Here is a 22,709-nt window from a genome sequence, read left to right as displayed (position 1 = left end):
GCCATCCAAAGCCTGATGCTTGCTGTCCAGAGCGTCATAGCGTTCCTTCAGCAGAAGCAGCTCTTCTTCAAGTTTGAGCACCTCATCCGATGGTCCCTCGGGTTTCGAATCCTCTGCTGGAGACTGGTCGATAACAGGTATCAGCACCTCCAGCAGACTAAGATGCTTGCGACGCAATTCATTCAGTTCTTGAAGACTTTCGTACCGTTCTTCTGGCTGATTAGCGAACTCGTGGCCCAGAAGTGTGGCGCTGACTGCAAAGCCAGCCCTAAAGCTCTCAAGATCAAGCCGCTCTGCATTGTGGGCCGCCGCGGTAGCGACAACTACCGCGTCAATAGTTCCGGCAATCCTTTGGACAGAAATACGCCTCGACAACCCGAGAGTACCAAGTTTCTCAAGGGTTTCATTCAAAGGAGCTCGCAAACTCCAGGTTATGTGTGAATCCGGGCTCAACTGATCAAGCTCGATGAGCTCGGTTGCCAGGGGGAACCCGGATTCGGTGACCAAGAACGACTGTGAGTCCCAAGACCCGACAGATCGAAAGTCGTCCACTGTGCGGACGAAGACTGCATCCAGCGGAAGCAGTGAATATTCGGATTCCGTAGTAAGTACGCCGGTGATAACGGCAATGCGGCCGCCGGCCACAGTCCCATCTGTCAGATCCGCCCCCGCGCTGAGCCCGATTATCGTGTTCGCGCCTGCTTTCGGGTTCACGACAGACGTCGTCATACCAACAGTGCTCCACGGGTGTCGATCACGGTCTTGCCCGCGAGTTCTTCTGGCGCAACCTCCTTGACTGCATCGTGGTCAACAAGAACCAGCACCACCTCTGAGCGCTGAATCGACTCTTCGACGGACAGAAACTCAACATTCCGGCGGTTTGCGAGCTTCCCAGGCAACGCCTCGATGTGCGGCTCCGCAACGTTGAGTCGTCGGTCCGGCAAGGCATCAGCCAGGTGCGCGGCGATCTCGATTGCGGGGGATTCCCGGAGATCGTCGATGTTGGCTTTGAATGCCAGCCCGAGCACGGAAAGTTCGGCGGAATCGGGCAGCCCTGCGAGAGCAGACTTCGCTTGCTCAATAACCCATTCGGGCTTCGAGTCGTTGACCTCGCGTGCTGTGCGGATCAAACGGGACTCTTCCGGTGCTGCAGCCACGATGAACCACGGGTCAACAGCAATGCAGTGACCCCCAACGCCGGGTCCAGGCTGCAGGATGTTCACACGCGGGTGGTGATTCGCCAGGCGAATGAGTTCCCAAACGTCGATTCCAAGCTTGTCGCTGATAATGGAAAGCTCATTTGCGAACGCAATGTTGACGTCGCGGTACGAGTTCTCCACCAGTTTGGCCATCTCCGCCGTGACAGCGTCCGTTGTCAGGATCTCGCCCTGGCAGAAGACAGCGTAGAGATTCTTTGCCGCCTCGGCTGCCTCGGCGGTCATGCCACCAACGATTCTGTCGTTGGTAACCAGCTCAATCATGACCCGGCCAGGGAGGACGCGCTCAGGGCAGTGGGCCACAAGTATCGCCGGGCGTGAACCGGAACCGTCAAGGCTGAGATCAGGGCGGAGGTTCAGGATGTAGTTGGCCATGTGTTCGGTGGCACCGGGAGGCGAGGTCGACTCAAGAATCAGCAGTTCACCACCCTGAAGCTGGGGAGCGATACCCCGGGCCGCTGCCTCAATGTAGCTCAAGTCCGCTGAACGGTCGGCCTTGAAGGGCGTTGGTACTGCCACAATGTAGGCCCCGGCCTGAGGCGTTGACGTCGAAGCCCGCAGGTGACCCTGGCTCACAGCACCGGAAACGTGAATGCCAAGGTCCGGCTCGACGAACGGCACCTGGCCGGCATTTACAGCCTCAACCGTGCGTTCGTTGACGTCGACGCCTACAACCTCGATGCCATTGGTTGCCAGAATTGCCGCGGTCGGAAGGCCGATGTAGCCCAGGCCGATAACTGCTACGCGATTTATAGTATTCAAAATGCTCCCCACATTTTCGTTTAGGTAATTAGACGGTGACGTGTTCTGTGGGGTTTCCCCAGAACTGAATATCTCCTGAAGCCAGGAGTTGGTCGTCAGAAGCGGTCCACGTGTGGCCCGTAGCGGATCTGTGAACGTAGTAGTTGTATCGGTCCGAAGCATAGATCTTGCCTCCGGCGTCGCTGACCGCACGCATGAACGCGGTGTCTTCTCCCCGCCCAAGTCCCTCGAAGGGATAGCGTTCGAAGATTGATTTCCTGGCCATGATGGTTGCACCAATAACCATGTGGCTGAAGCGATGTTCCATGTGATTGAACCTCAGCAACGCGGCATTCCGGCTCTCGATATACATGAAGTGTGCCAGCTTGCCGACAACGTCGGCCCCGGAGTACATCAAAGCGTTGACCTGATCGCGAAGGTAGTTCGGACCGTAGTAGTCGTCGTCGTCCATCTTCGTGAGAATGGCACCACTCGCTGCCGCAACGCAGAGATTGAGGCAGGCCCCGAGACTGACTGTCCTGGGCTCATGAAGAAGCGTTACCTTACGAACACCGTACTTCCGACGCAGACGCCAGATCTTCCACCAGTTGGCTTTGAAACCGTGAGTCAGCAACACCAGCTCGACGTCAACCCCTTGCTGGGAGCCGACTGTCCTGAAAACATGCTCGAGTTGTTGGGGACGAATGGTTGACACCAATGCGCTTACCGATTCAGGCTGCACCGGGCGAACTCTGTGAGGCAACGCAACCCCTACGACTTTTTCGGCCCTGTGCGCGTAAGTGTGCTCCGCCCAAATCTGACGCTGAGCGAGGTGCACAGAGCGGTCGTTGAGTTCGGGGCTCCTCATCAGAGCCCTCATGATGAACGCCGCGTCCTCTTTGTTTTCAACACTGTGGATCTCGCCGTTGGGAAAGAACCTCGGAAGGGCCGGGCTGGGCGTTGTGACCACAGGAGTGCCGGATGCTGTGATCTCGAAGATTCGGCGGGCACACATGCTAGGCGAATCGACCACCGAGTTAACGTTCAGGAAGACCTTATAGGCCTTATAGGCAGTCAGCATTTGGTCATAGTTCAGAGAACCAACGACGTGTTTGTCGTATGGGGCCGGAAACTGGTAGTCCGGGTCACTGCCCAAATGGCGGGAAAAGATCTCTAGTCCGTGCTTGACCCTGTCGGAGCCTGCTATGGCTCCGTCAAGTAGAAGCCGCATCTGTTCCCGGCGTTCTGGATACTTGTGTGCGAAGTACATACCCGCAAACGCAACATCGCGCGAGTGCCGGCCCTCTTTTGGCCGGACAGGATTATGGATTGCCGGTTGGGCAGCAAACGGCAGAACATCGATTCGGTCGTGCCCCAATGCCTGCCTGTAGTCGGACAATTTGTTCTCATCCGATGTAAAGACGACATCGAACTCTCGCGCCGCCGGCAGGAAATCGTGAAAGTGGGGCGGGTCTTCCTTGTTCCAGAAGACTGTTGGGATGCCATTCTCCTTACACCACCGTAGGAGGTTGAAGAATTCCGGCTTCGGCCCGCTGGCCCCAGCCAACTGGTACCTCCATGAGCCGCCGTTACCTTCCCAAGCAGACTCGACAAACAGGAAGTCGACTCGCTGCTCGTGAAGTTGCTGACGCCATTGATCCTTTTTCAGGAACACAAGATTCCACTCGAAGGCATACGCTTTGGCCGAGAAATCATCCAGGATGACAGCCACCGTCAGGTCTTTCCTGCGGGAAGGTATCTTGGGGTAATCGAAAGCCGGGAAGGTCAGCTGTCGATTGTCATTGTTCGTCTTTGGCGCGGCCACTTGGGCCGCGACGTCCTTTGTGGACGTTTTGTTTACGGAAAGCGCACGCTGGCGCTTGCGCCATGCCTGCAGCTGTTTGACTCCCCCAGCACGGAAGTGCCAAGCGGCTTTCCTTAAGTTTTCAACGGTGTAAATCACGCCCGGCTCCTACGCATCTTGCTTCTTGCCAATACTTCCGTTAGTTGCAGATTGGCACGTGCTTCATCACGAATTCGTGCCGCAGTAATCCCATTGCCCTTGGCAAGGTTTCCCGTGAAGTCCTGATAGGCCTTCACGGTTTCGGCTGGATCGCCGTCCATGATCATGTGGCCCATGTCGAGCCACACGACGCGGCTGCACATGCTGGTAATGGTGTCCAGTGAGTGGCTCACAATGAACACACAACCTGCCTGCTCACGCAGTTGGTCCATTCGGCGTTTGCTTCTGTCCCCGAACTGGGCGTCACCGGTGTTCAGGGCTTCGTCCACAAGCAGAATTTCCGGGTCAATACTTGCAGCAATGGCGAATCGGAGCCTTGATGCCATACCCGAGGAGTAGGACTTCATGGGCAGGTAAATGGAGTCCCGCAGCCCGGAAAGCTCTACGATGCTCGTGAACTTTTCCTTTACCTCACGGCGGCTCATGCCCATGGCGAGGCATCCCAGGATGACGTTTTGATGACCCGAAAGATCACCCACGAGCGCGGCGTTGACTCCCAGCATAATCGGCGTGCTGGAAGCGAAGACGGCACCGGAGGACGGCCTGACTTGTCCACAGATCAGCTTCATGAGGGTGCTCTTACCGGAACCGTTTCGGCCAATAATGCCCACCGACTCGCCGCGCTCGACAACGAGGGAAAACTCATGCAAGGCGCGAACGGTTACCGTGTTGGGTCGCCGGGTCAGGCGCCGCAAAAGACCGGTCTCGCGGCGCTCTTGAGCTACAGCGTCAGAGTCGGTGGTCACCACCCTGTACTCCATGGTTGCGCGGTCCACAACCACGCAGGGATGACCTTCGACCTCAAGGACCTGTTCAGCCGCGACCATAGGATTCCTCCCCTTGCCAGAAGAAGATCATTCCGAGCAAGAGCGTTCCCAGAGCCCAAACTGCCAGCGTTGCCCAGGACTGCCAGGTCGGTGGTTGTGCGTAGAGAACACAATTGCGGACGATGTCGATGACGTTAAACAACGGATTCAGCTTCATGATTGCCAACACATCCGGGTGGGTGACAAAACGTTCATAGGAGTAGAAGATCGCGGAGCCATACATCCACGCCCGCATGAAGAAGGGGAGCAGGTGAGTCGCGTCGTGGACCCGGGAAATGACGCGCGCAAGGATCAGGCCGACGCCCAAATTGAAGACTGCCTGAAGCAAAACCGCCGGGATCACCAGTAGCCACAACCAAGTAATCTTCTCTGCAGGCGGCACTAGCGTGATGATGAGCAGCATCGCAAGAATCAGCGGGACATTAGACATCATTTCCCGAATGTTCACACCGATGGGCAGGGTGGCCCGCGGGAAGTTGAAGGCCTGAACAACCGCCTTGTTGCTATGTATGGATCGGGCTCCGGTAGTGATGGCGCCCGACGTGCCTTGGAAGATGAAGATTCCAATGACGAGGTAGCCCACGTAGTTCTCGATGCCGTGTCCGGTTTGCAGCAGCAGACCGAAAATGACGTAGTACGTGAGTCCATTAAAAATAGGGTTGAGCAACAACCAAGCGCTACCCAGACGGTCGCGTCGTGTTCCACTCTGCACCCGCGCCCGGGCGTCGTAGAAGATAAATTCCCGGAAGTCCCACAGCTGAACCAGGTAGTCCAAGAAACTTGGACGCGCCCCGACGCGGGTCAGGCGACGCATGTCCACCGCCAATGGCTGCACCATGGCTGGATCTGGCAGGACTGCCCTCTTTGCCGACATCAGCTGGCCTTCCTCACGTAGTTAGACACCAAAGTTTCGTAGGCCCGCGCGTACGCTTCCGCGTTCGCCTTCCAAGTCCTCGTCGCCAATACGCCTTGCCTTCCGGCGGCCCCCAGACGCATACGCAATGCCTTATCCCCCAGCAAGTCCAACAACACCTCGGCCAGCCCCGCTGGATCCGCAGGTTCGGCAACACGGCCGTTGACGCCGTCGTGCACTATCTCGCACAACGCGTCCAGGCGGCTGGCTACCACCGGCCGCGCGCAGGCTAGAGCTTCCACGGGTTTCAACGGGGTTACTGAGCGGGTAACGGACAGATCCTTGCGGGGCACTACAAAAACATCCAGAGCCTGGTGGTAGAGACGGGCCCGCTCGGCAGGAACGCGTCCGGTGAAAATCACTCTTTCCGTGAGCCCCAAGCGTTGCACTTGGCTCCTAAGAGCCGGCGCAGAAGTTCCATCACCCACCACAACCAGCCTCAACTTTGACAGTCGTGTGGCAAGCATTGCAAATGCTGTGACGAGATCGTCAAGTCCCTCGTAATCCACCAAGCTGCTCACCGTGCCGATATAAAGAGCGTCCGGATCGAGCCCCAGAGCATTCCGCGCATCGCTGTGGTGAAGTGGCTCACCCAGATAATCGCCGCCTACTGCATTTGGACTGATCAGGATTCGTTCCTCCGGAACTCCTGCCTCGAGGATGTTCTGCTTCATTGACTCACCAAGAGTGACTACCAGGTCGGCACTGCGCATGATCTCGGCCTCGCGCTCAACGAACACACGGTAGCGTTCGCTATTGCGCGCCTCCACTCCCCTGGTGGATGCCCACGTGTCGGCCAACTGTCCCCGCACCTCATAAACCCACGGGATGCCCAACGCCTCGGCAGCCTCCCGAACAACCAGACCGTTCACGAAGTGCGTGGTGGTGTGCAGGATTGATGGTCGGAATTCCTCTGCGACTTTCAGGAGCTCCTCGGCTTGCTGTTGCAGCCGCCCGTCCATGGACTTCGACATCCGGCTAGGAAGCAGCCGCTGATAGCGGACACCATCCACCACGTCGGCGTCACGCGCGGTGAGGACACCGATTTGGACGGGATACCCCAAACGGGTAACTGCCAGAGTCTCCCAGCCTGCTTCTTGCTGAGCGGTAAGGATCGCATGACTCCGCCGGGCATACCCGCTTGAGGTATGCGGGACGGAATTAGTCAAAAGGTGCAGGACGCGCCGGTTTTCAGGCTGCAGGTTCGTTTTCGGCAGGGAAGGCTGCCACCCCTGGAACACGCGGAGCTCGGACTCAAGACGACGACGCTGCCTGGCGGCCCTCCCGTCCTTGCCGTCCAGGACCTCGACGGCGGCACTCATCTCGCCGTCGTACCATTTCCGTCGCGCTGTAGTGGCTGAGAGTTTTTCCCCAGCGGTTGCATGAGCGAGTAGCTTGTCAGCCCACTCAGGCTGCCCGGCGGCAAGTGCGACCTCCGCTGCTTTGCCGGCCCCGCCCTGGGCGGCAGGGCTTTTGAGGGCATTCTCGAAACGGCGAACCAGCCCAACGGCGTCTCCTGCTGCGTGGCTTGCCAACATCAACAGCGCGCTGCTTGAATCGGGCGCCAACGCTGACATTTTCCGTGCAACGGGACGCACCACTGACGAGGGTAAGCGCCTCAGGATTTGAAGGGCCAGGACAACCGGGGCCTCTGTCATGTGGTCGGCGACGGTGTTCACCGCGAGGCCCAGGTTCTTCAGGACGGGTATCAAGAGACCCTCTCCTTGCTAAGGACACTGCGCCGGCGGCGAACCATGTCAGCAATACTGTCCATGTACTGAAGTGCCAGCTCCGGGTAATCGGCATGGTCACGGACCCATTCCCTGCCACTTCGTCCTGCCGCTAGACGTTTGCGGTCATTGGCAAGGTCCTGCCACAGTCGGGCAACTGCTTCGGGAGTGGCGAGCACAACGTCGCCGCCCTTTGCCTCTTCAATAATTCGCTTTGCTTCGCCCCTAACGATCGCCGTCACGTGGCGGCCTACCGCCAGAACCTCGTAAGTCTTGGAGGGAACAGTAGTTTCAAAGGACTTCCAGTCGTCCCGCAGCGACACAATGCAGGTATCGGCCTCGCGATACTTTTCGAGCACAGCAGGCCCGTGCAGAGAGGGAAAGAACGTCACGGGAGCGTCCAGTTCGCGGGCAAGCTTGACCAGCTGTGGCCTGTTGGTACCCGTGCCCACCAAAGTGAGATGGAATCCTTCGCCAAGGAGGGCACTGGCTCGTATCACGATATCCAAGCGTTGGCTCTTGCCATGATTACCCAAATACAGGGCGTGGAAGTCTTCGCGGTCCACTGCCGGAGGATCGAGAAACGGCACGGAGCGCAGGTCAAGCCCGTTACTGACAGTCACTACGTTCGTGAGGCCCCTGGTCCGCAGGGTCTCTGCAAATCCTTCGGTCACCGTCACGACCATGTCGGCGCGGTGCTGAACAAAATCCACTGCCCGTTCCACCAGGCTCTTCACGCTTCCTTGAACCAGGCGGGCATCCCTGGCGAGGTCCGGCCATGCATCCCTCATCTCCACAATCAGGGGCACCCTTCGGAGACGGGAAAGAACATACCCCGTAGCCAAAGTCGGCAAACTCGGTGCCGTGGCCAGGATTGCGTCCGGCTTCTTTCCGGCCAGGCCCACCGGGACCGACATAATGGCCGAAAAGAGCTGATCGATGAGGCGGGCGACGGGAGACTTCCCAAGATGCCGAAGGTACGGGACACGCCGGATACGTTCGCCGTGCGGCCCAGCCTGCCTACCAAATGCGTAACCGGCCTCCCGCCGAGGAAGATTGCGGCGACCATTCGGATAATGCGCAACTGGCGCCACAACGTCAACGCTCCAACCCGCATGGAGGAATTCACGGGTAAGCGAGGACCACCGGCGCTGGGGCGGGCTATGTTCCGGCCAGTACGAGTGCGTGAGCAGCATGAGGTGCAGGGGTTCCGGCGTCTTATCTTCGCCTTCACTGTCCCCTGTAAGGGAAGTACTCATGGGTTATTTGCCATTGAGGCGCGGGCGGCGAATCCCTTTGGAGCGCAGGGCGCGGAAGTAGGCAGCGCCAAGAAGCAGCAGTACCAGCACCGTTAGGCCTTGGACAATGGGATTGTTTTCGGCCACGGGAGCCAGGGCGGCTTTGAGGGGCCCTGTCACATCGGCGTTGGCTATCGCCGGGGCTGCAGCGGCCTGAGTGGGCGAGAGCGTCGGTGTCGGGACGGGCACCGCGGGAGCAGAACTGGCTTCTTCGGCCGGGACTTCCGCCTGGAGTTCTTCTCCCAGGTTGTACTCGTTTGCCGGTGCAGTTGGCAGAGGCTGATCCGGCACGAGAGGTGCCGAAGGTACGGGCTCAATGACCGGAGGTACTACGGGTGCGGGCACTGTCTCCACGGGTGGAGGCTCAACGGGAGCGGGCGGAGTAACCACGGGGTCTGACGTGGGCAACGGTTCAGGTTCCACCGGATCTGGGCCTGGCAGCGTGGGCAACACGATTTCGGGGAATGTTGGCTCCGGTGATGGGCTGGGTGAATCCGAGGGCGTTGTCCCCGGATTTGTTTCGGTGGCCAACGCCGGCTGGGTTCCAAAGAACCCGAGGATGCCGAGCAGCAAAGCCAGTACCGTGGCTTGAACACGCCTGATTCCGGTGCCCAACTTTCCCCCTGTAGTAAAAGATCAGAATGCGGTGGCGCCCGCTGCTGCCTCGCCGGCTGAGGCAAAACGGCCTGAGAATCGTTCCGCGCAGGGAGGCGCCGTGGATTAGTTTATCGTATGGATTAGGGTCTGCTTCGGCCTGGGCTCGCTGTCTTGGCTGCGAGTCGATAGCCTAAACAAGGGCTCCTTTGCCTCTCACATGCTTCTTCCGCTGCTGTCGACACGAAGGACTCCATGCCGATCCCCAGCGAAATCAAGGGCTCTCCGCCGAGGTTTCCCTTCCGGTTGGCGATCGCTCTGGTGACCGTAACTGCCCTTCTGATCACGTTGAACCACGGCCCTTTGGATGGGTCCCCATCCCCTGACACCAGCCCGGCCCCACTCGAACTGCCGAAGTATCCGATCAGCGGCTACTTCATTTCGTCGAGCGCCACGGATGCCAAGAACCTTCAAAAACTGCAGGAGATCAAGGCCGCCGGTGGCGATACGGTCATCACCTTTGGAACGTCCGTGGTACCGACCGCTCCTGACTCCATGCCGGCGGACTGCAGGATCGACGGCGGGAACTGCGCCACCGTTGCCGGCGCTGGGCTCAAGATCAATCGATACTTCACGTATTCGGACGGAGGACAGTGGGGCAAAGCTGCACTGAAGTGCCCCCGCGATCGCTATGTCGAGAACCAGGGAAAGTCCTACACAATCATGGTCTTTCCAAGCAACGACACCGGGTGTGCTGCCAAGGACGGCAAGTACGACATGATCGTGGCAGGCGGGAGCCCTGTTTCTGCCGCGGATCGAACTATCTCACTGGCATCGGCTGCTTCGAAACTGGGCATGAAGTTCTACGCAGGCATGCCGGCCCCGGCCAAGCGAACTGATTTCGAATACCTGCCCGACACCAGTTTCCTCAACACGTTCACTGCATTCACGGACCGTTTCCTGCGCTATCAGGCCCAAGTCAACAACGCCGACGGGCTCACAGGCTTCTACCACCACCTCGAAATGCCCGTTACGGACAACCCGTTCTTTGAACCGGTGTTGTCGTTGTACAGGATGCAAAACCAAGCCATACATCGCATCTTGCCCGGACGCGCAGCCATCGTGAGCCCCTACATTGAGGCGCGGAGAGGCTCCGCGAGTATCAGCCCCCAGAGCGCCAAGAACGGGATACGCAAGATCGCGCAGACGTCCAGTGGCGTCCACCTGTCGATCGCTATTCAAGACGGCATGGGAACCGGAAAGGGTGCGGCGTACTCCCCCGCCGAAGCGGGAAGCAGGGTTGATGAATTTGCCGCCAGCATCGTCGGCAACGGCACATGGGCCGGAAAGTATGTCGCTTCCAACAGGGAATACTTCCGGGCGGCTGCGCAGGGAATTGTGGGAACAGGCGCAGAACTCTGGGCCAATATGGAAGGCATGGCTCCAGCCACAAAGGACAACCCTTGCGATAAGAGCCTCAGGGGGCAAACAACCGCCGACCGAATCGGCAGGCAACTCGAGCAGCTGGGGAGCGCCCGGAAAATCATTTCCTATATGTGGGATCCGTATTTCACCTGCAGCGGCGCGAACCCTCCGCTGAAGGAAACACTGGCCAAGGGACTTGGTTCACCCCTCGTCACCGACTCCACTTATGACGCGGCCACAGGCGAGCTGCGGGTGGAGGGCTTCAACCTATCGGGAAGTTCCGTCACAGTTGAACTCACCAGCAAGGTTGGAGCCGAACGTCGGATTTCCGGAGAGCCCAAGAGCATTGATGCTTCATCCGGGGCAACCCCAACCCGAAATCCACTTCTGGAATCGATCACCATCACAGTGGATCTCAAGGAGCAGACCGCAGACGATTCCTATGCGGTCTCCGTTTCCAACAAGTGGGGAAGCAGCAGCGATACGGGCCGTACCAGCTCGGGTTAAGTCACCGTGGACTCTTTCCCCACCATCGAATTGATAGAATCGTCCCTGCTGACGCCGACACCTAGGAACACATGACGCTGCCGACTGATACTGAAGCCACCTCGAACGAGCCCCGTCCCAGACGCCAGAAGAGCGGTAAGAGGACAACCCGGAACGTCCTGCTTGGATTCGCGGCCGCAGTGGTTGTAGTTGGCTTGGTGTGCGGACTTTACGTCTTCAACCTGGCGCAGACCTTCAACAACGGAAGCAGCAAGATCGACGCCGCGTTCCCTGAAGAGTCAACGCGCCCTCAAAAGGTAGAGCCAGTCAGCGGCCCGGCCGCGATGAACATCCTCGTGATGGGCAGTGACACACGCGGAAGCGACCAGGTGGACCTGGAGACCAACGCCGCCACCGACCAGCGCTCGGACACGTTGATGCTTGTTCACATCCCTGCCGACCGAAAGAACGTTTACGCCGTTTCGTTGATGCGCGACCTCTGGGTGAACATTCCTGGAAAGGGCGAATCCAAGATCAATTCGGCCCTCGCCTACGGTGGAGTTCCGCTCGTTGTCCAGACAGTGGAATCCCTGTTCAAGCAGCGCATTGACCACGTGGCCATGGTGGACTTTGAAGGCTTCAAGGGTCTCACCGACGCCTTGGGCGGCGTCGAGGTGGACAACAAGATTCCCTTCGCACCCGCATCGGGGCCCATGAAGGGGCACTTTTACGCCGCTGGAAAGCAGACTCTGAACGGTGACGAAGCACTCGCCTTCGTCCGGGAGCGTAAGTCCTTCAGTGACGGCGACTACCAGCGTGTGCGGAACCAGCAGACCTACCTGAAGTCCATCATCAGCAAGACCATCGCCCGCGACACCCTGACCAACCCGGTGACCGTCAGCAATATGGTGTCTGCCGTGTCGCCGTTCGTCAGCGTGGACAAGGGATTCGACGCTGCCGCGATCGGAACCCTCGCGGTGAGCCTCAAGGATCTCCGCGCCTCCGACACCGTGATGTTTACCCTCCCCACTCTGGGAACCGGAAGCTCTGCTGACGGCCAGTCAATCGTGGTGGCTGATAATCAAGCCATCGCTGACATTGCAGATGCCCTCTCCAAGGATCAGCTGGGTACATACATCACCGCCCACGCCCTTGAAAAGGGCAACTAACGGCTTGCGGCAACAGCCCAATTCAACCCCCGGCTCCCAGCTCGCTACGGACGCCGGGGGTTGGTCAGTTAACCGGCCGCGGCTCACGGTAGGTCATCGATAAAAGCCTGCAGGTCCGCCGCCACCCTTTCCGGACATTCCCACAGCACAAGGTGGCCCGTTTCCTCGTAGATCTTGAGCTGGGCACCACGAATTCGTCCCGCGAGGGTCTCCTCGTGGGATCGAGGCAGCAGATGATCGTGAGCGCCCCAAAGGATGAGGGTCGGTGCCACTATCGGCCCAGCTTCCGTGGGCGGAGTTGCTTCGTAGTATCCCCGCAAAGACGCCTTCAATATCGCAGCAGGCATCGACAGGCCGTCCTTAATACGGTCCTCGACGTAGTCCACCGGAACGGCATGGAGCAGCCGATACCAGGACAACGATTCACGCACCCAGTCCTCCGGGATGGGGTCGGAGAGTTGTTCAACGTCGTCCGCAAAAGCGGGCCGTGACTGCAGGCTCAGCGGTGCGCCAACAAGAACCAGGGAGGCCACCAGATCCGGGGCCGTCACGGCCACCTCCTGGGCCACGTAGCCCCCGCTTGAGGAGCCCACCATATGCGCCCGCCGGATCCCAAGGCTCTCGCATAATGCCACAACGTCATCGGCCACCTCGGTGAGCGCGTAGCCGGATTCGGGCTTATCGGCCTTTCCGTGGCCACGGAGATCGGGAGCCACGATGATCGACGACGGCAGGGCGGCAATCAGCCGCTTGAAACTCCCCCACGACTCGCCCCAGGCGTGCAGGAGCAGCAACGGCGTGTCGCCGCCGTCGTTTTTCTTCCTAACCGGGCCTTGCACGAAACACTGCACGCTGATGCCCGTACGAAGGGTGACAGTCCTGACGGCCGACTCCATATGCCCACACTACGCCGCCGGCAGATGCGCACGAAGGTGTGCGTTCCCACATAGACATTTCACGTGATAGGGAAACTATCCAAAAGGGTGGTCGGAATGAATTAACCGAGTTATATTTCCTTGAAGCTAAAAAGAATGAGCCAGCACCTTCGTGTACGCTCAAGGGCAGATAAAAGATCAGCAAGCTGTATAAAACTTGCTTCTTGAAGACGAATAAAAGATTGGGGAACCGTTGGGGGCGGATGAACTATCGGCACGGCTGTGGCGGGAGCGAAGGCAACTCGATCATTTGCTCTTCGTCCTGGAAACACAGCTGCTGCATCTGAAAGCAGGAAATTGGCACCGATTGAGTTTCACCACGACCGAACTCGAAAAGGTCATCGAGAACCTCCGGTTCGATTCGCTGGCACGGGGAGTCGAGGCGTCCGCAATGGTTTCCGAATGGAATGAGCAGGAGCAGCAAACGCTTCCCTCCTTGGTCACCATTGCACCGTCCGGCCTGTGGCAAGACCTCTTGGAAGAGCATCGCCGAGGGATGTCTTCCCTGCTGGCCAGCATCGATGCGGCAACTGCGGCCAACAATTCCCTGCTGCTGCAAGGACCTGACTTCGTTGGGAGTGTGCAGGCAGGGTTAAACGAAACAGTCACAAACGAACTGGCCGTAATCACGCTCGAGACCAACATCCAGCGTGCCTTGTCCGCCGTTGCGTCCGCCTCGCTGCCAGCCGTGAGGGAGTTCCTGGAGGGCTGACGGGATTTGCACGGAAATTGCCACCATGTGCGCGAAATGGAGCATGCTGGGATCTGGCTAATGCGCAGATATTTGCGATTCCTGCGCAAAATGAATCACCTAAGAAGCCTTGGCATTTGCGGTCCTATCATCGGGGCGGCCTCTTTGTCAGTGGTTGAGATGCCAATTTTGAGATGTAACTAAAGTCCATTTACCATGGAGCTTGAAGTGTCAAGTCAACCGCGTTTTGGGGGGCTTGTGCGATCAATTTCCGTACGCCCTGCCGGGCGTCGGGGGCAGTTATGGGGGCTGAATCGTGAATGCTTGCGTCTTGACTTTGAACACCAACTTGCAGTGTCCTTGGCCATCTGCGGTCACGCCAAGCCGACATAAGTAGTCGTCGGCATGGCCACGTCCACCACTTCCTCAACATCCACCCACTCCGCCGGCAGCACCACCTGGCTACGCTCACAAAGCACCCAGATGCGCGTCACGGACCTTATTTGCGTGGTTCTCGCAGTGGGCGGCGCACACGTGCTGCGCTTTGGCGCCGAGGATGTGTCAATCGCCGAGACGGAAGTGTCCTACGCGACTGTTTCCGTCCTCTTGGTCATAGCGTGGCTGGGAGTCCTTGAATTCAGCGGCACCAAGGACATGAAGGTTCTGGGTACTGGAACCGAGGAATATAAGCGGGTTGCCGCTTCATCCTTGTGGCTCTTCGGAGCACTGGCTGTGGTTTCCTACGTATTCCAACTCCAGACGGCACGTGGTTACGTCTCGGTGGCACTCCCCCTGGGCATCCTCCTGCTGTTGGCAAGCCGTTGGATGCAACGGCAATTACTCCATAAGGGAAGGCGTGACGGGCTGTACCTACATCGCGTGCTCTTGATCGGAGCCGCCCACAGCGTCGACCACCTATGGAAGCGACTGAACCAACACATCGTTTCCGGCTACAAACCCGTTGCTGCATTCCTCACCGATTCAGGCACCGTTGATAATGCGGTGCCCGTCCTTGGCACCTTCCCCTCCGTGGACGATGTACTGGACGCGATCGGGGAGCGGAAAGCTGACACGGTGGCCATATCCAGCGGAGCCGACCCCACGTTTCTGCGACACCTTGGTTGGGCACTGTCGGCCCGCGACGTGGGCATGATCATGGCACCCGCACTCACGGATGTGTCCGGCCCAAGAATTCACATCCAGCCTGTCGCCGGCTTGCCGTTGGTCCATGTCACCACACCAAAGCTTGAGGGCATGCAGGCCATCGCGAAGCGGGCCTTCGACGTTGTGGCCTCCGCAGCGATCCTGACTGCGTTGTGCCTTCCAATGGCCGTTGTGGCACTCCTCATCAAGCTGGACAGCCGCGGGCCGGTCCTCTTCCTTCAGACGCGCATAGGCAAAGCCGGTGAACCGTTCAACATGTACAAGTTCCGATCCATGCGCACCGATGCCGAGGTGCGGTTGCAGGCGCTCACCCAGCTTAGTGAAGGCAACGAAGTCCTTTTCAAATTAAAGAACGACCCCCGGGTCACCCGCATTGGAAAGTGGATCCGCCGATACTCAATCGACGAGCTTCCCCAGCTCTTCAACGTCATGAAGGGAGACATGAGCCTTGTGGGCCCTCGTCCTCCCCTGCCGCGTGAAGTTGCAGTGTACGAGCAGCACGAGCACCGCCGGTTGATGGTGAAGCCCGGAATCACGGGGCTGTGGCAAGTGAGTGGCCGAAGTGATTTGTCTTGGGAAGAGTCAATCCGGCTGGACCTTTACTACGTAGAGAACTGGTCTCCGGCGCAGGACCTGATCATCCTCTTCCGGACCCTCCGGGCGGTCCTGGCCAGGGATGGGGCGTACTAGGTGTCAGATCTGGCATATCACCGGGCCGCGCCAAACAAGGCCCCCAATACTCCGAAGACTCTAGGCCGGCTGCATCGAGGTCTTGCCTTTGCCCCCGACCAGTCCGGATGGGCCATCGGAGTTTTGGCGCTGGGTGCCTTGCTGGCAGGCCTGGCGCAGAACGTACTCCTCACCTACTCATCCTTCGGCGGGTTCAACCTGATGGATGACGTGTGTATCTCACTCATGTTCCTCGTGGCGTTGGCACGTCTCGCGCACCGGTTCACAGTGCCGGCCTTGCTCTCTGTCGTTTGGATCGTTGCTTGCCTGATCGCCCTCTGGAGGACTGTCGACGAGAGCCTCATTCCCGGCGATTCAGCGTTCTTCCTGTTTCGCCAAGTGTGCATGCCCGTGCTGGTGATCGTGTCCGGGCTGGTGATGACTCGTCGCGAATGGCGGTGGGTGTTGTTCGCAGTGGTAGCCATCAGCATCCTCAACACCGCGTACATAGCACTTGAGTCCCTTGGGATCAGGCTCATTGATCCAACGCCCTTTGCCCGCTTGAGCAAGACGGCAATCTACCCTAACGGCCTGCCGGGCTACTATATGTCGTTCGACCTCGCCGGAGAGCTGGCGGTGAGAGCTGGCGGATTGTTCCTCAATCCCCCCACAACCGGTATTGCGACGGGCGCGGCAGCAGTCATTGCCTTCCACGCTTTCCGTTCTCGCTGGCGGAACCTGCTGGTGCTGGCACTGGGCCTTGCCACCATCGCGACCATCAGCCGGGCGGGCATTCTCCTGATGCTTATCGGCATCGCCGGACCGTGGGTTGCGCGCAAGCTCCATCCGCTGGTTGCGCTTCCCGTCCTTGGCATCCCCGTGCTCATGGCAGGCAACAACATCGCAGACCTGGGCAACTCTGATTCGCACGTCGATGGCCTGACGGTAGGAATCGAGCACGCCTTCGAATCGATCATCGGCCGTGGATTCGGTTACGTCGGGAACTTCGCCGGAAAGGCCGGTGAGCTCCAGGAGGCATCGGAGAGCCTTTCCGGAATAGCGTTCTCGGCTGCAGGATTGGTGCCTTTAGGGATCTATGCCGTGGCCTTGGCAACCGCTGTCAGATCCCTCCTCCGCCAATCAGACCGATGGGAAAACTACTTGGTCATCGGAGCATTGGTCATTGCGATGCTGGCCGAAACGGCCGGATCCATGAACGCCACGGTCCCCATGTGGCTGCTGGTGGGCACGGCATTCGGTTCGAGCCTCAGGAACAGCAACACCAAGGATTCGTCAGCGCCGCCCCAACCGCGTCCTCACGGTCAGCAGAACAAACCGGGTGTTCCCAACGAGGTACCGCTTTAGCAATCTCCGCGGTTCCTGAAGGAACCTGTAACACCATTCCAGTCCGAGCTTTTGGATCCACAGCGGCGCACGCTTCAGCCGCCCTGAAATGACGTCGAAGGATCCTCCCACGCCGAAGGCCAACCCGGCATTCAGCTGCTCCTTGTAGCGGAGGACCAAGTGTTCCTTTCGAGGGCTGGGCAACGCCAGGAAAAGCAGGTCCGGCCGGGAGGAGGCGATCGCTTGAACGACGTCGGCCTCCTGGTCCGGTGTCCAGTATCCGTCGCGGTAACCCACCACGTTGACGCCCCTGCCCTTGAAGTCTTGGGCAACCGCTGCCACAACATCTTCCCTGGCGCCCAAGAGGTACACCCTGTCGCCGCGTTCGGGAGCACGCCGGATAAGTTCCAAAAACAGGTCGATCCCGGAAACGCGCTCTGGGGCCGGGACTCCGAGGATACGGCTGGCCCAGACGATTGACTGGCCGTCAGCGTTGCTGATCGCACTGGTCTCCACGTACTCCCTCAGCTGATCGTCTTCCAAGGCATCAAGCACAATCGAAGCGTTCAGGTCGGCACGCCAGTGTCCGCGCTGGGCAACAAGTCGGTGACAAAGCTCTACGGATTCCTCCATGGACAGCAGGTCCAGGGGCAGGTCGAAAACGCGCTCCCTGCGGATTATAGGACGTGCATCAGCCATTTGTTGTTCCCCCATCGCCCTGGATCCACTCGGAAAGCCGATTTAGCGCCGTGGTCTGCTCACGTACCCTGCGTGTCCTCAGCTCGACGATCAAACGTTCCAGTTCAGCTTGATTGCGTACTGCTGTGTTGGCTGCCTCGGCGTAGCACTCCGCTCGGGGAGGAACGGTTAAGGCTGCAGCGCCAAAGAACTCCTTGAGGACGGCGGTGTCCGAGGTGATCAGGGCCTTCCCGGCGCACATGGCTTCGTAGCCGGCACGCTGCATGGTGTCTTCCTCGGTTGTTGGTGCAACCAAGACGTTGGCATGGCCCAAAAGCCTGAGGTATTCGGCCCTTGAGACGAAGCCGGGGAACACGGTGTTCGCCGGATTGCAGGCCGCGGCGAAAGAGTCAGGCGCCCTTCCCGTGAAAACCCACTTCACGTCCGGGGCCAAGTGGGTTGCGGCGGCCAGCTCGTTCAACGGTTCGTCGTAGGAGTAGGTGATGGGGACCAGGACATACTGTTTGGCCTGCAGCGTGGCCAGATTCCGGTCCTCGAAGTCGCCCAGATCGCCCGTTTCGGGGTAGGTCTCGATGAGATCGTGAAGGACCAGCGCTTCGGCACCGTGTTCCTCGGCCTTGGCCGCCAAGGCCTGGTTGGTAACGATCGCCAAGTTGGGCGCGCCGAGGAGCTTGGCCACCAGTTTGGCGGCCCATTTCCATTTGGGGTCGTAGAAGGTGCCGGTATGCAGGTCACCACAGATGCGGACCTGCTTTCCGACGGCGGTGCGGACCGCCAGCAGCGCCACGATGGGTGGCTGCATCACGATAACCTCCGTGGGCTTGTATCCACGAAGGAACTTCCAGGTAGAGACCCACAATCGCAGGTACCTCAACGGCAGCGGTCCCGAACCGCCGCCGTCGGACCATTCGTCTATTCCGAGGCGGCGGGCAATGCCCTCACTGCGGCCGTGGAAATCTATCCAACTGACGAAAACCGGCTTCTTTTGGGCAACGGCAGAGCCTGGCTGGAGCAAAGCGGTCATTAGCAGGCATCGCTTTCAGCCAATGTGCCGGCGCTATGGATCAATTGCATAATATTTCCCCCGGTGAAACCGTCAGAGAGGACCGTCATGATCATTTCCCCTGAATTCTACTCGCCGCACCAGCCCTATTCTTTCCAAATCCCACAGAAAGGCGATAGCCTGGGCACGGATTTCTTCTACATCAATTCCAAATTCATCTGCCACGCTGCGAACCAGATCTTCTTCGGATCGCGGATCATCAGCACTTCCCAGAGCCGACCAAATCCGTGCGGCTGGCCCTTGGAGGGCACGCGGACCAAGGTCGCCATCCATATTGCGGAGATCCAGGACATAAACGGAATCACCGTGATATTCGAAGGCCACCCCGGGCGGCCTGTACCAACCGTGCATTTAGTTGATCCGATTCCTGAAAAGGTTCACTGAGGCCGCCGGTAAGGTTCGAATTCCACGGGCCAACCTCTTTGCCCGCGTCCTCACCAAGCCAAGGCGATCAGCATCCGCCATCCCCGGGTCCTTTCGGAGCTCCGCATTGCTGGGGTGCAAGGCCCTGAAGAAGATCCCTATCTTGGATCTCCAACCGGCGGTCCGTATTGCATACAGCCATCCTCCAGTGGTGGCCTCGGCACTGGTGCGGTTGATCTCCCAACGCGCCAGCTCCGCATCTTCCAGATCATCAAAAGGACCGGTGACGCCCAGCTCCCGCAACTCCGCTTCCATGACCTGCCTGATACGACCAACATCGGCCAGCCGGACCAGCTCCTGCAATTCCGCCGGATCCAGGCCCTGCTTCAACGCAGCCATGATCTCCGCATGCTGGGCGTCGTCATGCACCGTGGGCGAGTTCCGCAGTATGTGGAGCAGCCCAATCACGGCATTCGCCACCCGGCTGGCTGTGCGGACAGGAACGTTGGCCAGTTCGCCTTCCGTCCGTGTTTCCCAGAGAAGATCAAAGACCTCCTCCGCTTTCCCAAAGAAGCCTGGAAAGTAGGAATGCAGGTCAATATCGCTTGGCCAGTTCTCATGGATCAGGGTTCGTGAGTGCGGGTCAAGAATACTTGGTGAGAAGCGTACCTCCCGGTCATTCCAGCCGTATTTTCCAAGAATCATGCAGAACTCGGACATCCGCGAAGGCTCCACGAGGATGTCCGCATCACTCGAAATCTTCTGGCTCCGCAGGCCCATTTTCTCGAGTAAGGGACCTTTGATGGCAAGGATGCGAATAGAATGTTCCGCAGCTATGCGATCCACCAGCGCATAAGCCAATGGAGTAGCAGCGGCAATGGGCAAGGAGACGGATGTCATATCGGATTGTTTGTTCATTTGCGGCCCCAACCCGATTTCATTCTGCCTGCCCGCAGAAATATTACCCCGGGGGCCAGCATCACGACGTACGCAACAGAACCGGCAATTGCGGCTCCCACTGCACCGAACGGTGATAGCAGAACCATTCCGCCTACGCTGAAAAGAACCGCAGTAAGGGTTGCATATGCGCGCATCCGCGCGTGTCCGGTCTTGACCAGAATTCCGTTGACGAGGAAGCCCAGGCCCTTGGCCCAGCCGCCCAGGGCGAGGATGAGCGCAGGGAGAACTGCCCCGCGGAATTCCTCTCCAAAGACCAGCGGAATGAGTACCCACAGGCCGCCTGCACAGACGATGACCCCGGCCGTCATGGTTAGTGCGCACCATTTGATGACGCCAGTGAACTCCCCCGCCTTGCGCAGTCCATTCCCGCCGGCCATGGCTGCGTCCCTGAAGGGTTTTGCTGCCACGGTGAAGAGTTCGGCAACAAGCATGCCGATCGCGTAGTAGCCGAGCTGCTCCGCACCGATCAAAGGTCGAAGGACTATCGGATCGAGATTCACCAGGAGCACACCGCCAAGTCCGCCCAGCACGGCCCAGTTCAGTGTCCTCAGCGGCCTTAGCGATACTTGGCGCATGACCCTCGTTGTTGGGACGCTGAGCTCGCGCGGTACCCGGGAGGAAGCACAAAGCAGGTACAGATAGCCCAGTGCCTGCGGGATCACCAGGGTCAAAACAGCCGTCTGGAGATTCAGGAGATCCGTGAAGAAGAATCCAGCCGTCAGGCACAACCGGGAGATCGCGGTGATCCACTTTTCCACCGAGATGGCCAGGATCATGCTGCGGTTCAGGGCATCCCCGCGCTGAACCAGGGCCGCGGCGAACATCACGGCGCCAAGACCCAGGAGCCAGCTCGAATCAGGGTGCAGGTAGCCGGCCTGTACAAAGACGAACCCAGCCACCGCAGCCAGCAAAAAGGCGACGGCGAGTACCACCATCCAGGCCCCGAGGCGAAACCTCTGCAGCCAGTAATTGCCGTAGACGGCAAGCGAGTCCGAGGTGCCCAGGCCAAGGATGGAAGCCGCAACCACAATTATGGACTGGCTGGTGGAGAAATCGCCCTGCCCGGCGGGTCCCAGTGAACGCGTCAGCAAGGGCGCCACCAGCAATGAGCTCAAAGGCACTAGCACTGATCCCAAGGCATTCAGTGCGTGGTGGCGGCGCCTGACGGGGACGTCTACAGCAACCATGGTGGTGGGGTACTGACGAAATCAGGTTTGCCAGCCGCGCCGCGAACGGTCGATGCAGCCTTCACGGCCATTTCAGCAACCACGCGCGCATCGGGATTGCTTTCCCAAGCCACAACCGCCTCATCGGCGCCGTACCAATGGAACTGTCCCGTGAATTTGTCCACGTAGTCCAGCCCAACGCACGGGACACCCTGGCTGAGTGCCGCAACGCCGGCATGCATGCGTGCTGTGACCACGACGTCGGCCAGGGCCAGCATGCCCTTGGCTTCCTGTGCGTGCCGTGGCACTGCCAGCATCACATCCTCGCGTGGCATCCCTGCCATAAGTTGCTCAGACATGGCGACGTCTCCCGGTTCCTCACGGACATCGTGCGGAAGGACAACCACGGCAAACCCTGCATCCAGCAAAGCAACCATGTACGACTGGAATCTGCGGGCGACTTCCCTGTAGCCGGTCCCGTCGAACGCCGCCAGGTGGGCGTTCGGAACCAAGACGGCCACGGGTCGGTCACGGCCAGACACCCAGGTTTTCAACGAATCCACCGCAGGACTCTTGCCCGGCTTCATGTACGCCGCCACATCGGGAAAGACATCGACGTCCCGCTGCAGCGCTTCAGAGGCCCGGGCTTGGGAGTTCATGTCGCGGGCAGTCAGGCGCACCCGTTTGTCCAGGCGCCGCAAAGCCGTAAGAGCGTCGGGGCTCGGATTCCGGCGAAAGCTGAAGTTGGCCAACTCAGCACGCCTGCCTTGCGCAGCCGAGACATTCAGCAGACTGACCCGTTGGGAGATGGACCGGATACCGTAGGCGCCGTCAATGGAGTCGGCTCCAAGGACAACAATCCTTTCCGCCCGGGTGAGGAGTCGCAGCTTCCGCGCATCGATGTGCATCCGGCCAAGGGCAATGATTCTGTCCAGTGACCGGACACCGGCCACGCCCATCGCCGTCCAAGGCTCCACCGGCCCCGGGGTGAACAACTGCGGCGTGCCTGACGACGCGATGATGGTGTCCCGGCTCCCAAGAATCATCCCCTCATCGCCAAAGGAGCCATAGCTTGCCGGCGAAAGTACGGCCGTTACGCCGGCCTTGGTTTGGGCAGGCCGCTGGAATCCCAGAAGCCTCCGCTGGCCGTTGACCAGGGTGGGTGCCGCGTATCCCGCCAACAGGCGGTTGAGCTTAACCACGTTTCCGTCCCCGTTTCCTCATGCGTTTTC

General features: G+C 59.3%; 20 protein-coding genes. 5 read left to right on the top strand and 15 right to left on the bottom strand.

What is annotated here, in order from left to right; all coding sequences use genetic code 11:
- The 8 genes from ACFVSJ_RS15615 to ACFVSJ_RS15580 form a co-directional block, all read right to left on the bottom strand.
- The coding region (locus ACFVSJ_RS15615; protein WP_387437799.1) for a hypothetical protein at positions 1-729 on the bottom strand (729 nt) is incomplete at its 3' end.
- Complete coding sequence (wecC, locus tag ACFVSJ_RS15610) at positions 726-1,979, bottom strand: UDP-N-acetyl-D-mannosamine dehydrogenase (RefSeq protein ID WP_387437798.1); 1,254 nt, start codon at positions 1,977-1,979, stop codon at positions 726-728. The genes wecC and ACFVSJ_RS15615, both read right to left, overlap by 4 nt.
- Positions 1,980-2,007: 28 nt before the next feature.
- Complete coding sequence (locus tag ACFVSJ_RS15605; protein WP_387437796.1) at positions 2,008-3,921, bottom strand: glycosyltransferase; 1,914 nt, start codon at positions 3,919-3,921, stop codon at positions 2,008-2,010.
- Complete coding sequence (locus ACFVSJ_RS15600) at positions 3,918-4,730, bottom strand: ABC transporter ATP-binding protein (protein ID WP_387437795.1); 813 nt, start codon at positions 4,728-4,730, stop codon at positions 3,918-3,920. The genes ACFVSJ_RS15605 and ACFVSJ_RS15600 overlap by 4 nt, the downstream gene beginning before the upstream one ends.
- Positions 4,731-4,794: 64 nt before the next feature.
- Positions 4,795-5,646 carry an ABC transporter permease gene (locus tag ACFVSJ_RS15595; RefSeq protein WP_387437793.1) on the bottom strand — a complete coding sequence of 284 codons (852 nt, stop codon included), beginning with the start codon at positions 5,644-5,646 and terminating at the stop codon, positions 4,795-4,797.
- A 35-nt stretch (positions 5,647-5,681) separates the two neighbouring features.
- Entirely contained in the window at positions 5,682-7,433 is a 1,752-nt protein-coding gene (locus ACFVSJ_RS15590; RefSeq protein ID WP_387437792.1) for a glycosyltransferase family 4 protein, read from the bottom strand.
- Positions 7,430-8,710: a glycosyltransferase family 4 protein gene (locus tag ACFVSJ_RS15585; protein ID WP_387437791.1), complete on the bottom strand. Its 1,281-nt coding sequence runs from the start codon at positions 8,708-8,710 to the stop codon at positions 7,430-7,432. Before ACFVSJ_RS15585 ends, ACFVSJ_RS15590 begins: the two co-directional genes overlap by 4 nt.
- Before the next feature lie 3 nt (positions 8,711-8,713).
- Positions 8,714-9,103 (bottom strand): hypothetical protein, encoded by a 390-nt coding sequence (locus ACFVSJ_RS15580; RefSeq protein WP_387437790.1) that lies wholly within the window; start codon positions 9,101-9,103, stop codon positions 8,714-8,716.
- Positions 9,104-9,598: 495 nt separating this feature from the next.
- On the opposite strand from ACFVSJ_RS15580, the gene ACFVSJ_RS15575 reads away from it, so the two are divergent.
- Entirely contained in the window at positions 9,599-11,275 is a 1,677-nt protein-coding gene (locus tag ACFVSJ_RS15575) for a hypothetical protein (RefSeq protein ID WP_387437789.1), read from the top strand.
- A gap of 71 nt (positions 11,276-11,346) precedes the next feature.
- Positions 11,347-12,423, top strand: a complete 1,077-nt coding sequence (locus ACFVSJ_RS15570; RefSeq protein ID WP_387437788.1) for an LCP family protein — start codon at positions 11,347-11,349, stop codon at positions 12,421-12,423.
- Positions 12,424-12,506: 83 nt separating this feature from the next.
- On the opposite strand, the gene ACFVSJ_RS15565 is transcribed toward ACFVSJ_RS15570, so the two are convergent.
- Positions 12,507-13,319 carry an alpha/beta fold hydrolase gene (locus tag ACFVSJ_RS15565; protein ID WP_387437787.1) on the bottom strand — a complete coding sequence of 271 codons (813 nt, stop codon included), beginning with the start codon at positions 13,317-13,319 and terminating at the stop codon, positions 12,507-12,509.
- Between the two features lie 232 nt (positions 13,320-13,551).
- Here ACFVSJ_RS15565 and flgN point away from each other — a divergent pair, with 232 nt between their 5' ends.
- The 3 genes from flgN to ACFVSJ_RS15550 all read left to right on the top strand — a co-directional run bounded on the left by flgN (position 13,552) and on the right by ACFVSJ_RS15550 (position 17,247).
- Positions 13,552-14,070: a flagellar export chaperone FlgN gene (flgN, locus tag ACFVSJ_RS15560; protein WP_387437785.1), complete on the top strand. Its 519-nt coding sequence runs from the start codon at positions 13,552-13,554 to the stop codon at positions 14,068-14,070.
- Positions 14,071-14,454: 384 nt separating this feature from the next.
- Entirely contained in the window at positions 14,455-15,903 is a 1,449-nt protein-coding gene (locus tag ACFVSJ_RS15555; RefSeq protein WP_387437784.1) for a sugar transferase, read from the top strand.
- Complete coding sequence (locus ACFVSJ_RS15550) at positions 15,904-17,247, top strand: hypothetical protein (protein WP_387437783.1); 1,344 nt, start codon at positions 15,904-15,906, stop codon at positions 17,245-17,247. It begins immediately after the preceding gene.
- On the opposite strand, the gene ACFVSJ_RS15545 is transcribed toward ACFVSJ_RS15550, so the two are convergent.
- The 6 genes from ACFVSJ_RS15545 to ACFVSJ_RS15520 form a co-directional block, all read right to left on the bottom strand.
- On the bottom strand, positions 17,176-17,925 hold the full coding sequence (locus ACFVSJ_RS15545; RefSeq protein WP_387437782.1) for a WecB/TagA/CpsF family glycosyltransferase: 750 nt from the start codon (positions 17,923-17,925) through the stop codon (positions 17,176-17,178). The two genes, ACFVSJ_RS15550 and ACFVSJ_RS15545, sit on opposite strands and share 72 nt — an antisense overlap.
- The gene (locus tag ACFVSJ_RS15540; protein WP_387437780.1) at positions 17,918-18,949 is read right to left on the bottom strand and encodes a glycosyltransferase; all 1,032 of its coding nucleotides are present in this window, start codon (positions 18,947-18,949) and stop codon (positions 17,918-17,920) included. The genes ACFVSJ_RS15545 and ACFVSJ_RS15540 overlap by 8 nt, the downstream gene beginning before the upstream one ends.
- 72 nt (positions 18,950-19,021) lie before the next feature.
- Entirely contained in the window at positions 19,022-19,261 is a 240-nt protein-coding gene (locus ACFVSJ_RS15535; protein WP_387437899.1) for a PqqD family protein, read from the bottom strand.
- A gap of 78 nt (positions 19,262-19,339) precedes the next feature.
- Positions 19,340-20,269: a hypothetical protein gene (locus tag ACFVSJ_RS15530; RefSeq protein ID WP_387437779.1), complete on the bottom strand. Its 930-nt coding sequence runs from the start codon at positions 20,267-20,269 to the stop codon at positions 19,340-19,342.
- Positions 20,266-21,498: a lipopolysaccharide biosynthesis protein gene (locus ACFVSJ_RS15525; protein ID WP_387437778.1), complete on the bottom strand. Its 1,233-nt coding sequence runs from the start codon at positions 21,496-21,498 to the stop codon at positions 20,266-20,268. Before ACFVSJ_RS15525 ends, ACFVSJ_RS15530 begins: the two co-directional genes overlap by 4 nt.
- The gene (locus ACFVSJ_RS15520) at positions 21,486-22,679 is read right to left on the bottom strand and encodes a polysaccharide pyruvyl transferase family protein (RefSeq protein WP_387437776.1); all 1,194 of its coding nucleotides are present in this window, start codon (positions 22,677-22,679) and stop codon (positions 21,486-21,488) included. The genes ACFVSJ_RS15525 and ACFVSJ_RS15520 overlap by 13 nt, the downstream gene beginning before the upstream one ends.
- Positions 22,680-22,709: the final 30 nt, after the last annotated feature.

Source organism: Paenarthrobacter sp. NPDC058040 (assembly GCF_042885775.1).
Classification (GTDB): domain Bacteria; phylum Actinomycetota; class Actinomycetes; order Actinomycetales; family Micrococcaceae; genus Arthrobacter.
This window is presented reverse-complemented; position numbering and strand designations above follow the sequence as displayed.